Origin of the sequence: Flavobacterium sp., from assembly GCF_027484945.1 — a bacterium.
Lineage (GTDB): Bacteria > Bacteroidota > Bacteroidia > Flavobacteriales > Flavobacteriaceae > Flavobacterium.
This window is the reverse complement of sequence record NZ_JAIXRZ010000018.1, coordinates 1-12,310: the sequence shown is the minus strand read 5'-3', so window position 1 is coordinate 12,310 and position 12,310 is coordinate 1. Positions and strand designations below refer to the sequence as shown.

At 37.4% G+C, this 12,310-nt stretch carries 13 protein-coding genes; 10 read left to right on the top strand and 3 right to left on the bottom strand.

The genetic code is table 11. The annotated features are described in order from the left end of the window. Window positions 1–54 precede the first annotated feature (54 nt). The gene (gene ytxJ / locus Q0039_RS02880) at window positions 55–438 is read right to left on the bottom strand and encodes a bacillithiol system redox-active protein YtxJ (protein WP_297508778.1); all 384 of its coding nucleotides are present in this window, start codon (window positions 436–438) and stop codon (window positions 55–57) included. 216 nt (window positions 439–654) lie between these two features. Between ytxJ and clpB the strand changes: the two genes are divergently transcribed. From clpB to Q0039_RS02860, 4 genes are all read left to right on the top strand, one after another. Then, complete coding sequence (gene clpB, locus Q0039_RS02875) at window positions 655–3,243, top strand: ATP-dependent chaperone ClpB (protein ID WP_297508775.1); 2,589 nt, start codon at window positions 655–657, stop codon at window positions 3,241–3,243. A gap of 143 nt (window positions 3,244–3,386) precedes the next feature. After that, window positions 3,387–3,848: an RDD family protein gene (locus Q0039_RS02870; protein ID WP_297508772.1), complete on the top strand. Its 462-nt coding sequence runs from the start codon at window positions 3,387–3,389 to the stop codon at window positions 3,846–3,848. Between the two features lie 80 nt (window positions 3,849–3,928). After that, complete coding sequence (locus tag Q0039_RS02865; protein ID WP_297508769.1) at window positions 3,929–4,672, top strand: hypothetical protein; 744 nt, start codon at window positions 3,929–3,931, stop codon at window positions 4,670–4,672. Window positions 4,673–4,675: 3 nt separating this feature from the next. Further along, window positions 4,676–5,200, top strand: coding sequence for a DUF4199 domain-containing protein (locus Q0039_RS02860; protein ID WP_297508767.1), 525 nt, complete (start codon window positions 4,676–4,678; stop codon window positions 5,198–5,200). Between the two features lie 28 nt (window positions 5,201–5,228). On the opposite strand, the gene Q0039_RS02855 is transcribed toward Q0039_RS02860, so the two are convergent. Further along, the gene (locus Q0039_RS02855; protein ID WP_297508765.1) at window positions 5,229–7,469 is read right to left on the bottom strand and encodes a M1 family metallopeptidase; all 2,241 of its coding nucleotides are present in this window, start codon (window positions 7,467–7,469) and stop codon (window positions 5,229–5,231) included. An 86-nt stretch (window positions 7,470–7,555) separates the two neighbouring features. Between Q0039_RS02855 and Q0039_RS02850 the strand changes: the two genes are divergently transcribed. The 3 genes from Q0039_RS02850 (at window position 7,556) to Q0039_RS02840 (ending at window position 9,048) form a co-directional block, all read left to right on the top strand. After that, complete coding sequence (locus Q0039_RS02850; RefSeq protein ID WP_297508762.1) at window positions 7,556–8,128, top strand: GNAT family protein; 573 nt, start codon at window positions 7,556–7,558, stop codon at window positions 8,126–8,128. 100 nt (window positions 8,129–8,228) lie between these two features. After that, window positions 8,229–8,681: an SsrA-binding protein SmpB gene (gene smpB / locus Q0039_RS02845; RefSeq protein ID WP_297508759.1), complete on the top strand. Its 453-nt coding sequence runs from the start codon at window positions 8,229–8,231 to the stop codon at window positions 8,679–8,681. A 1-nt stretch (window position 8,682) separates the two neighbouring features. After that, window positions 8,683–9,048, top strand: coding sequence for a helix-turn-helix transcriptional regulator (locus Q0039_RS02840; protein WP_297508757.1), 366 nt, complete (start codon window positions 8,683–8,685; stop codon window positions 9,046–9,048). A 24-nt stretch (window positions 9,049–9,072) separates the two neighbouring features. Here Q0039_RS02840 and Q0039_RS02835 read toward each other — a convergent pair whose 3' ends face one another. Continuing rightward, window positions 9,073–9,714, bottom strand: coding sequence for a protein-L-isoaspartate(D-aspartate) O-methyltransferase (locus Q0039_RS02835; protein ID WP_297508754.1), 642 nt, complete (start codon window positions 9,712–9,714; stop codon window positions 9,073–9,075). Between the two features lie 157 nt (window positions 9,715–9,871). Here Q0039_RS02835 and Q0039_RS02830 point away from each other — a divergent pair, with 157 nt between their 5' ends. From Q0039_RS02830 to Q0039_RS02820, 3 genes are all read left to right on the top strand, one after another. Beyond that, the gene (locus Q0039_RS02830; protein WP_297508750.1) at window positions 9,872–10,837 is read left to right on the top strand and encodes a Gfo/Idh/MocA family oxidoreductase; all 966 of its coding nucleotides are present in this window, start codon (window positions 9,872–9,874) and stop codon (window positions 10,835–10,837) included. A 41-nt stretch (window positions 10,838–10,878) separates the two neighbouring features. Next, window positions 10,879–11,778: a 3-hydroxyacyl-CoA dehydrogenase NAD-binding domain-containing protein gene (locus Q0039_RS02825; RefSeq protein WP_297508747.1), complete on the top strand. Its 900-nt coding sequence runs from the start codon at window positions 10,879–10,881 to the stop codon at window positions 11,776–11,778. Window positions 11,779–11,878: 100 nt separating this feature from the next. Continuing rightward, window positions 11,879–12,310: DUF1015 family protein (locus tag Q0039_RS02820; RefSeq protein ID WP_297508744.1), on the top strand; the 432-nt coding region annotated here is incomplete at its 3' end.

Sequence of the window (12,310 nt, the reverse complement as noted above, 5' to 3'; positions counted from 1 at the left end):
AAGCTCCTCTATTGGAGCTTATATTTTTTTTGCTGTAGAAATCAATGTACTCAACTAAGTAAATTGTTGCAACTCTTCAACTGAAATCCCTTCATGGGAAGCATGATACACCGCACACCCATTTCTAATCACTATGACTTGTGGCGACTGATGAATCACCTCTAATTGTGCGGCAATGGTATTGGAAATTGGACGGTACTCCAACAAATCCAAAAAGTAGGGTACCATTTTCCCCTCCAAATTCCATTGGTTTTCAAATTGGCGTAACGCCATCCTACTAATACTACAGCGTGTACTGTGTTTAAAAACAACTACTGGTTGGGTATACGACTCTTGAAGCATTTCCTCAAATTGCCCTAAATCCCTTAGCAATCGCCATGCTATTCGTGATTCTGATTCCGATTCTTGCCCACCAAATAAAGATCCTAATAAACCCATACGTACAACATTATTTTTCTCAAAAATACAAAATATCAAATTACGACTTGAATTGGCATTTCAAATTCAACAGAATAGACAAAACGACAGTAAAAAAATGAGAAAACATTTGATTTTCAGTCATATTGACAGCGTTTTCCACTTGGAACATTTATTGAAAGTATTGTCTTAGCGTTTTCAAAACGTGTATTTTACAACTCAAAAGAAAACCATTCTATGAATTTAAAAAACTTAACCATCAAGTCCCAAGAAGCGCTGCAACATGCCCAACAAATTGCACAGGCTTTCGGACACCAGCAACTTGAAAACGAACATCTATTTAAAGGTGTTTTAGAAGTTGACGAAAATGTAACACCGTTTTTGTTGAAAAAACTAAACGTAAATGTGGCGTTATTCCTCCGGATTTTGGAAAGCACTCTAGAAAGTTTCCCAAAAGTAACAGGTGGCGATATCATGCTTTCACGAGAGGCCAATGCATCACTAACTGAAGCCGGAATCATAGCAAAAAAAATGAACGATGAATATATTGCAATCGAACATTTAATACTAGCCCTTTTCAAATCAAAAAGTAAGTTAGCCCAAATTTTAAAAGATCAAGGGGTTACTGAAAAGGGATTAGAAGCGGCTATTGCCGAACTCCGTAAAGGAGAACGGGTAACTTCAACCTCGGCCGAAGAAACCTATAATGCGTTAAACAAATATGCAAAAAACTTAAATGCATTAGCGCAAAATGGTAAACTCGATCCCGTAATTGGTCGCGATGAAGAAATTCGACGCGTATTACAGATTTTAACCCGACGAACCAAAAACAACCCAATGCTCATTGGCGAACCGGGTGTTGGAAAAACCGCAATTGCCGAAGGTCTAGCGCATCGTATTGTTGATGGTGATGTTCCTGAAAATTTAAAAGATAAAATTGTTTATTCACTCGATATGGGCGCCCTAATTGCTGGAGCTAAATACAAAGGTGAATTTGAAGAACGCTTAAAATCGGTAGTCAAAGAAGTCACATCGGCCGAAGGAGATATTGTCTTGTTTATAGATGAAATCCATACGCTTGTAGGCGCCGGTGGTGGCGAGGGAGCAATGGATGCTGCTAATATCTTGAAACCCGCGTTGGCAAGGGGAGAATTGCGCGCAATTGGGGCTACAACCCTCGACGAATACCAAAAGTATTTTGAGAAAGACAAAGCCCTAGAACGTCGTTTTCAAAAAGTCAATATAGATGAACCCGATACTGAAAGTGCGATTTCTATTTTACGGGGAATCAAAGAAAAGTATGAAACGCACCATAAAGTACGTATCAAAGATGATGCAATTATTGCCGCTGTAGAATTGTCACAACGCTATATTACCAATCGTTTCTTACCCGACAAAGCAATCGATTTGATGGATGAAGCCGCTTCAAAATTGCGAATGGAAATCAATTCCAAACCTGAAGAATTGGATGTTTTGGATCGAAAAATCATGCAATTAGAAATTGAAATTGAAGCGATTAAACGCGAACAAGATGAGATCAAATTGAAGTCGTTAGGACTTGATTTGGCGAACTTAAAAGAAGAACGAAACGAAATTTTCGCCCAATGGAAGTCGGAAAAGGAAGTTGTAGAAAACATTCAAAATGTGAAACAATCCATTGAAGATTTCAAGTTAGAAGCGGAACGTGCAGAACGTGAAGGCGATTATGGAAAAGTTGCCGAATTGCGCTATGGAAAAATTAAAGAAGCACAAGAACAACTCGATGCATTACAAATCCAACTCCAAGAAAATCAAAAAGGGGAATCCTTAATAAAAGAAGAAGTTACTCATGATGATATTGCCGAAGTCGTGGCAAAATGGACAGGGATTCCGGTAACCAAAATGCTGCAAAGTGAACGCGAAAAATTGTTGAAATTAGAAGACGAACTTCACAAACGCGTTATTGGACAAGAAGAAGCCATCATCGCGATTAGCGATGCCGTACGCCGCAGTAGAGCGGGTTTGCAAGATGCCAAAAAACCGATTGGCTCGTTCTTGTTTTTGGGAACTACAGGTGTAGGTAAAACTGAATTGGCCAAAGCTTTGGCCGAATATTTATTTGATGATGATGCTGCCATCACCCGAATTGATATGAGTGAATATCAAGAACGCCACAGTGTGAGTCGTTTAGTAGGTGCACCTCCCGGATACGTGGGCTATGATGAAGGGGGACAATTGACCGAAGCGGTTCGAAGAAAACCCTATAGTGTAGTTTTGTTGGACGAAATTGAAAAAGCCCATCCCGATACGTTCAATATCTTATTACAAGTATTGGATGAAGGACGATTAACTGATAATAAAGGGCGTCTGGCCGATTTTAAAAACACCATTATTATTATGACTTCTAATATGGGAAGTACAATTATTCAAGAAAAATTTGAACAGAATAAAAATGCGTGGACATCGGCAGCTGAATTGGCCAAAGTGGAAGTTTTAGGTATGCTCAAACAAATTGTCCGCCCTGAATTTCTTAACCGTATCGATGAGATTGTAATGTTCACACCTTTGTCTCACAATGATATTCGTCAAATTGTCGAATTACAACTAAAATATGTTATCAAAATGTTGGCACAACAACACATCGTCTTAGCAGCGACACCCGAAGCTATTGATTATTTAGCGACCAAAGGCTACGATGTTGAGTTTGGCGCACGACCGGTGAAACGTGTGGTACAGCGCGAAGTTTTGAATCAACTGTCCAAAGAAATTTTAGCGGGAACAATTACAACCGAAAGCATTCTATTGTTGGATAGTTTTGACGGTAAATTGGTTTTCCGAAATCAATAAATTATTTCTTTTGTAAAGCAAACCTAATCCGCTCTCCTGAGGGGGTTAGGTTTTACTATTTTATCAATAACCATTTTTTAATTTGTATTTTCGTAAAAATAACAGTACGCATAACGCTGTTTAATTCAATAAATGTCAAATTAATGCCCGATAACGATTTTAATTTACAATCCAATGCATCCATAGGACGTCGTTTTATGGCCTATGTTATTGATGTATTTCCTTTATTTTTACTTGTATTTACATTTGCTAAAAATATCGTACATGTAAACATCCTTGACCAAAGTTTACTCAAAACAAATCCCCAGCACTATTATTTTATCCAAAATTCGGTTCGGTATACCGTCTTTGGGTTGTGGGTATTGATTTCATTTGCACTCGAATGTTCAACATGGCAAGGTTCATGGGGTAAACGAATAATGGGTATTAAAGTTGTTGATGCTTATGGTGAAGCCATATCAATCCAACAAAGTTTACAGCGCAATGGCGTTAAAATAGTAGCTATGCTTTGTTTTGGCATTGGTTTTTTCTGGATTCTTTTTAACAAAAACCGATCCGGCTGGTATGATTTGACTGCAAAAACTAAAGTTGTGTATCGCGAATAACATTTAGTCAAAAAATGCATACGACACATTCTATTCCCAATTTAATAATATCTTTGCGAAAATCTTTTAAAAATTAACCCATGAAAAAAAGTAGTATTTGGATAGCAACCCTATGTTTAATGGTTGCGTTTTCTATTCAAGCGCAAACTAAAAAAGTAGCAGTAGTTACTTTTTTTGCCAACAAAGTTATTGATTGTCAGGATATTTTAGCCAATCGTGCTGTAGAAAATTTAGCAAAAGACGTCTTGCGTCTACGCGATAATCCCGATTTCAATTTAACACCGATTTTTGAAAAGTACCACGATACTTTTTTTAATGATTATGCCAAAGCATTTCCATTTGCACTCGTACCCGAGGGCGAAGTAACATCCAACGCTAAATACCATGAGTTTGTTCCCGATTATGGTAAAACCAGTTATGATGCACAAAACTTCTTAGTGTATCACGGTTATAAATACATTTATGATGGTTTTATGGGTAAACGCAATGAAGTTGAAATGGCTAAATTATTTTCAGATATTGCCGATGGTGTAATGTTTGTAAGTATTGATTTTGCTTTTGAACGCGGCATCGGATTTGGAGGTACTTCAACCCTAAAAGTTCGTGCTTTCACCCGAATTTCGTTATACAACAAAAACGGAGAAAAAGTTTTTGCAATTAAAGAATCGGAGCGTTGTTCAAACACGATGATGATGGTTGGCGGAATTCCTGTTTTGGATCCAAAAGATATTTTACCCAGTTGTGACAGTGCTATGAATGAATTAATGGGCGATTTACGCAAACGATTGGATAAAATTGCTAAAAAAGCGGCTGATAAACTTTAAATCATGAAATCAATTATCATTAAATTCAGCACAATTGCTTCTGTAATTATTGTGGTGTTTATGATTTTTTCAACGGTGTTATTTGTTCAACTGAATAACGACCCGATGACAATGATGGTTGGTTTTGGAGGAATGCTACTTGGATTTTCAACCATTTTTATAGCCCTTGAAAAATACAAGAAACATCAAGGTGGAACTCTTTCATTTTTAGATGGATTAAAAATTGGTTCGGCAATTGCAATTATAGGCGCACTTAGTTATACCCTTGTATGGATGTTGGAATTTGAATTCGTATTTCCCGATTTCATGGATAAATATGCCGCCTCTCAAATTGAGCAACTAAAAATATCCGACTTAAAACCTGATGAAATGGCTGATGCGACTAAAAAAATGCAGGAAATGGCCCTGAATTACAAAAATCCCTTCTATCGGTTTGCAATTACGCTATACGAAATTCTTCCTTTTGGAATGTGCATTGCGCTACTAGCAACCTTGATACTTCGTAAAAAAACAATAAGTAAGATATAAAAAAAGCCCTCAAATGAGGGCTTTTGTATTATTCAACATCTTTGGTATATCCAAAACTCTGTTTTCCAATTGTGAGCACAAATCCTTTTTTGTCGGCTGCAAACTCAATCGATAATTCAGCCTGTTCAAATGTAAATAACCCATTATCTTTATCCTCAAGCGGAATTGAGGGCTGTCCTTCGGCATTCAAAACTAAAGTGCCTTCTTCTTCCGTTAGTTGTATTTTTAAAGGAATCAATTCACTTGAATATTGTCCGAGGATAGGGGTATAATCTTTAGTCGCTGTTATTCCATTTTGCTCTAAGGTCCAAACATTATTGGCGCTATCAATATCCGGAAAAACGTGGTCTGGGTCTAAAGAAATTGAGCTCAATTCTTCTGTGGTTGGAACTTTAAATGACCAACTTGAATTGCGTTTCCAAATTTCTACGGGTAATTGCATACGACTTACTTTTCCAGAAACCGTTTTAATTTCTACATAGACAGGCATTGGTAATTTTTCCAAATTAGCAATGGTAACAATAGCCCCTCGTTTTGGATCGTTTTTCTCATAACGCACTCGTTTAATTACTTGATCTGCCATCCAATTGTTTTGAAACCACCCGCGCCAAAACCAACTCAAATCTTCACCACTTACATTTTCCATCGTTCTAAAAAAATCATCCGGCTGCGGATGCTTATAGGCCCAACGTTCAATATACGTTTTAAAAGCGTTATCAAACCGTTCTTCCCCAAGAATCGTTCGCAATACACGTAAACCATATCCAGGTTTATAGTACGCTAAATATCCTAAATTATCTTCTTTCATATTATCCGGAGCTGCCATCACGGGTTCGAGCGAAGGATCCATAACCATATTCGCCATACCATGCATATCGGTAATCGTATCATCAAATTCTCCTTTATTAAAATCTTGACCACTCAAAGTATTGATGAAGGTATTGAATCCCTCATCCATCCAAGCAAAGCGTCGTTCATTGGAACCTACAATCATAGGAAACCAAATATGTCCAAATTCATGATCGGTAACGCCCCACAATTCTTTGCCTTTGGATTCCCAACTACAAAAAACAATACCCGGGTATTCCATTCCGTTTTCATTTCCAGCTACATTAGTTGCCGCTGGATAAGGATATTCTAACCAGCGCTTGGAATAATTTTCGATACAATTTTTAGTGTATTCTGTAGAACGTCCCCAAGCTTCACTTCCACTACTTTCAATAGGATAGGCTGATATAGCTAACGATTTCTTGCCACTGGGTAAATTGATCCGTGCAGCATCTATTATAAATGCTGGAGAAGAAGCCCAAGCAAAATCACGTGAATTTTTAATAGCAAATTTCCATGTGAGCATTGCTTTTCCCGTAGGTCGTGAACTTGAACTCGTAATCTCATCAGCCGCACGTATCATTACAGCAGTATCACTGTTCTTGGCTGTATTCCAGCGTTTGATTTGCGCTGCAGTGTAAACTTCTGTTGGATTGAGCAATTCGCCAGATCCCACCACTATATGGTTTGCTGGCACGGTAAGTTCCACATTAAAGTCTCCGTATTCCAAATAAAATTCACCCGCTCCCAAATAGGGTAACGTATTCCAACCGTAAACATCATCATAAACGCACATCCGAGGATACCATTGCGCCATCGTGAAAACTTTTCCATGTTGTGTTTCCATAACACCCATTCGGTCTGAGCCATAATCGGGTGAAAAAAACGAAAATTCAATTTTTAATTTCACCAACGCCCCATTGGCCGCTAACGGCTGGGGTAAAAAAACCTGCATTCGGGTATCTGTAATGATAAATTTCACTTCTTTCTCATTAGTTTTCCCAGCAGCTGAAGTCAAAACTTTAACCGATTTTATTGTAAAACCACCATCAAAATCTTGTCCTTTGGCACCGTTTCGACTACCGTTGAGAGGGATAACAGCAGAGCCACGTGAATCTTTTTTAAATAAATTTTGATCCACATTCAACCATAAAAAACTCAATTTATCGGGGCTATTGTTGGTATAGGTTAATAGTTCAGAACCTGTAATCTCTTTAGTCGTTTCATTTAAAGATGCCTTAATACTGTAGTCGGCGCGGTTTTGCCAGTATTTCGGACCCGGTTGACCACTAGCTGAGCGGGTTTCTGTTGCATTTTTGGTATAAAAATTATTGGCAAATGTTTCGTTGTAGTCATAAACCGATTCGGTTTTTTGTGCAACAGCTGAAATGGTAAAAATCAATACCCCTATTAGTTGGGTAACACGAAAAGAAGCGTTCATAGTGATCGAAATTAAATGAGAACAAATAAATAAAAAAAAGCGCTATATTCCACATCAATAATTTAATTATTAAAAAATTACCAAATATGATTTCGTATTCTTTTACACCGTTTCCAGAATTAGAAACTTCGCGACTTCGGTTACGTCAGGTTGGGGAATATGATTGGCCAGAAATTTTAAAATTACGAGGGAATCGCGAAACGATGCAATACATTCCCAGACCATTGGTTACCACTCCACAAGAAGCAATTGACCATATTAAAACCATACAAGATAAAATTAGAACCCATGAAGGAATTAATTGGGCTATTACGTTAAAAGAGGAAGATCGCTTGCTCGGTGTAATTGGCCATTATCGATTACAACCCGAGAATTTTCGTAGCGAAATTGGATACATGCTTCTACCTGAAGCACAGGGACAAGGAATCGCATCGGAAGCCATTAAAGCAATTTTAATTTATGGGTTCGAATCGATGCAGTTGCACTCGATTGAGGCTATCATTGATCCAGAAAATCGGAGTTCTGAACGTGTTCTTCAAAAAATTGGCTTTGTTAAGGAAGGTCATTTAAAAGAAAACGAATTTTTCAATGGTCGCTTCTGGGATACCGTTATTTATTCATTACTACGACAAAATTTCAAAGAAATCCAATCATTATAACTTATAATTTCAAAAAATAGCGACCTTTAGCTGCAATTAGCTATCCATTGGGATTCAAAATAGGCAATAATGAATTGTGTAATTATTGTACATTTGTATAATGATTAAAGAAATAAACATTCTTAATAAGCGTGCGCGATTTGACTATGAAATACTGGAAACGTATAGTGCTGGAATGGTACTTACGGGTACCGAAATCAAATCCATACGTCAAGGAAAAGTCCAAATCGCAGAAAGTTTTTGTGAGTTTCACAGTCATGAACTTTTTGCAATAAACACCTACATTGAAGAATATGCTTTTGGAACGGCATTTAATCACAAAGCGCGAAGTGAGCGAAAATTGTTATTGAACAAAAAAGAATTAAAAAATTTAGCACGAAAAGTTGAAACGAAAGGTCTTACTATTGTTCCTTTACGCTTATTTACAAATGAAAAAGGTCGTGCTAAATTAGAGATTGGTTTGTGCCGTGGTAAAAAGAATTATGATAAACGTGAAACGTTAAAAGACCGTGATACGCAACGCGATTTAGATCGTTTGAAAAAATCCTACTAATATGCTAAAGGATTTACTAAAAAAAGGGCGCGAACGCTCTGGTTTTACAACGCGAGTGTTGGCTGAAAAAGCAACTATCGACCAAGCGTTAATTAGTAAATTTGAAAATGGTTACCGCATCCCTACCAAAAATCAAGCCCTCTTGCTTGCAACACTACTCGAGATTGATTTAAAAGTAATTCAAGTAGCATGGTACCGAGAAAAACTGCTTCATATTGTTGATTTCAATCCAGAAGCAATCGAAGCCGTAACCGGTATTTTAGAGGAGAAAGGATTGAATATGGCAAAAAGCTCCGAAAAAGAAGCACAAATTGCCTCTATACTTTCTGAAATTGATAATTTGAAGAATCGTTTGCAACAATTGTAACGCCTAGGTAATAATAGCTTTTGCTTAACTTTTATTTTCCAACAAGGGAACAAATTGAAAATCACCGCACTCATGTTTTTCAAATTGCGTTTCGTTTTTCCGAACTAATACCGTCATAATTTGCTTTTTTGTTCCAACAGGTATCACTAATCGCCCACCTATTTTGAGTTGGGCCAATAACGCATTCGGAATTTGTGGAGCCCCAGCAGTCACAATAATGCTATCAAAAGGAGCATGTGTGGGCAGGCCTTTATACCCGTCACCAAACGATAGGTGTTTTGCTCGAATTCCTAATTTAGGCAATAAAAGTGCGGTTGCTTTAAACAATTCATTCTGACGTTCAACCGAATATACTTTTGCACCAAGGGTACACAAAACCGCCGTTTGATAACCACTTCCTGTCCCTATTTCAAGAACCTTATCGCCTTTTTTTACTTGTAATAATTGCGTTTGATAAGCAACGGTATAGGGCTGAGAAATGGTCTGACCGGCGCCAATTGGAAACGCTTTATCTTGGTAAGCAAAATCTTCAAAAGAGGAATTCAAAAACAAATGTCGAGGGATAATTCGAATAGCTTCCAACACATTTTTATCTACTATCCCCTTGTTTTCCAAGAGGGTAACTAATTGGTTGCGCAAACCTAGATGTTTTGATGTGTCTTTCACAGAAATTGCTCTTTTCGTTTGGTAAAAATAAGTGGAATCCTCCCAAAATGCAAATCGAATTTCTTCTAACTTTTACCTGAAAAAAGAGCTATAAAAACTAGGCAATCTCAATTGTAGATTTTCCATTTATTGCTACATTTGAGAAAAATATTACGATATGCTCAAAGTTGGCGTTCTGGGTGCTGGCCATCTAGGAAAGATTCATTTACGACTATTACAACAATCAATACACTATGAACTGGTTGGCTTCTATGATGAGAATGCCGACTATGCAGATAAAATTGCTGCAGAATATGGATATCGCCGATTTGAAACTATAGCGCAATTAATTGATGTAGTTGACGTAATCGACATTGTAACCCCTACCCTTTCGCATTTTGCATGTGCCAAAATGGCGATTGAATCGGGTAAACATGTCTTTATTGAAAAACCAATAGCAACTACGGTTGAAGAAGCAGAAGCAATAATCGCTTTAGCAAAAAGGCATAATGTTAAAGGTCAGGTAGGTCACGTAGAACGTTTTAATCCAGCATTTACTGCAGTTAAAGATCAAATTGAAAACCCCATGTTTATTGAAACGCACCGTTTGGCCGAATTCAATCCTAGAGGAACCGATGTACCTGTAGTCTTGGATTTAATGATTCATGATATTGATGCCATTTTAAGTGTCGTTCGTTCAAAAGTGGCGCATGTTCACGCTAGTGGAGTAGCCGTTTTGAGTCAGTCTCCCGATATTTCCAATGCGCGTATCGAATTTGACAACGGTTGTGTAGCAAATATTACTGCCAGTCGTATTTCGATGAAAAACATGCGTAAATCGCGCTTTTTCCAAAAAGATGCCTATATCTCTGTCGATTATTTAGAAAAAACCTGTGAGGTCGTAAAAATGAAAGATGCCCCTGAGCATCCGGGTGATTTTGATATGATTCTTCAGAATGCTGAAGGCGAACGCAAGCAAATTTATTTTAATAATCCAACCGTAGAACCCAACAATGCAATTTTGGATGAGTTGGAAGCATTTGCTGATGCTATCCACCACAATACAATTCCTGTAGTGACTTTAGAAGATGGTACAGAAGCACTCCGGGTAGCCTATCGGATTATAGAAGCGATGAAAAAGTAATAACAAATTTGAAATTAAGTAAAATAATTTAGATTCTAAAAATGAAAACAGTAGCAGTACTCGGTGCGGGTACGATGGGTAATGGAATTGCTCACACCTTTGCACAATGCGGATTTACCGTAAAATTGATTGATATTTCTGAAAAATCATTGGAAAAAGGAATGCAAACCATTGCGGCTAATTTAGACCGAATGGTAGCCAAAGGTTCGATTAGCGAAAATGATAAACATTCAACCATTGGAAACATTATTACCTATACCGAATTAAAAGATGGTGTGGTTGGAGTTGACCTCGTGGTTGAAGCCGCTACGGAAAATATAGAATTAAAATTAAACATTTTCAAGCAATTGAGTGCGCTTTGCGAACCAAATGTAATTCTAGCAACGAATACTTCATCGATTTCTATCACCCAAATTGCAGCACAAGTGGTGCATCCCGAACGTGTGATTGGAATGCATTTTATGAATCCGGTGCCCATTATGAAATTGGTTGAGATCATTCGGGGTTATTCTACTTCAAATGAAGTTACGAAAGTAATTATGGATTTATCGGTACAATTGGGTAAAGTTCCCACCGAAGTAAATGATTATCCTGGATTTGTGGCTAACCGAATTTTAATGCCCATGATCAATGAAGCGATAGAAACCTTATACAACGGTGTGGGTGGTGTTTATGAAATCGATACGGTTATGAAATTAGGAATGGCGCATCCTATGGGGCCGCTACAATTGGCTGACTTTATTGGATTAGATGTTTGTTTATCTATTTTAAATGTAATGTATGACGGATTTAAAAATCCGAAATATGCTCCATGTCCCTTGTTGGTAAACATGGTTATGGCAGGCAAATTGGGGGTTAAATCGGGAGAAGGATTTTATGATTATTCCGAAAGTAAAAAAGCTGAAAAAGTAGCCAAACAGTTTTTGAATAGTAGTCTTTAGTTTATTTATTTACAACCATTTACGATCGTTAGTTTTAGGTAAATCAATAGCAAATTAAAACGAATCCTATTTAATTTATAATTTAAAATTTATAATTCAAATGTCTACCCTGCTCCCTTTTAAAGCAGTTCGTCCAGTATCGGATAAAGTCGCTTTGGTGACCTGCAGAAATTATGATGATTATAGTCCGGCGGAACTTGCGGCTTGGCTTAATTTCAATCCGTATTCTTTTTTGCATGTGATCAATCCGGCCTTTGTTTATACACAAAAAATAACTTTAGACAAACGATTTAAAGGAGTAGCCAATAAATACGACGATTTTAAAAACGAGGGTGTGTTTATTAGTGAGGAAGAACCCGTTATGTTTTTGTATGAAATTCAGACGAAAACCAACACATTTACGGGAATTGTGGCGGGGACACTTATTGAAGAGTACAAGGCTAACGTAATTAAAAAACATGAAGACACCCTGCACTATCGTGTAGAATTATTTAAAGATTATTTGCACCAAACGGGATTTAATACCGAGCCT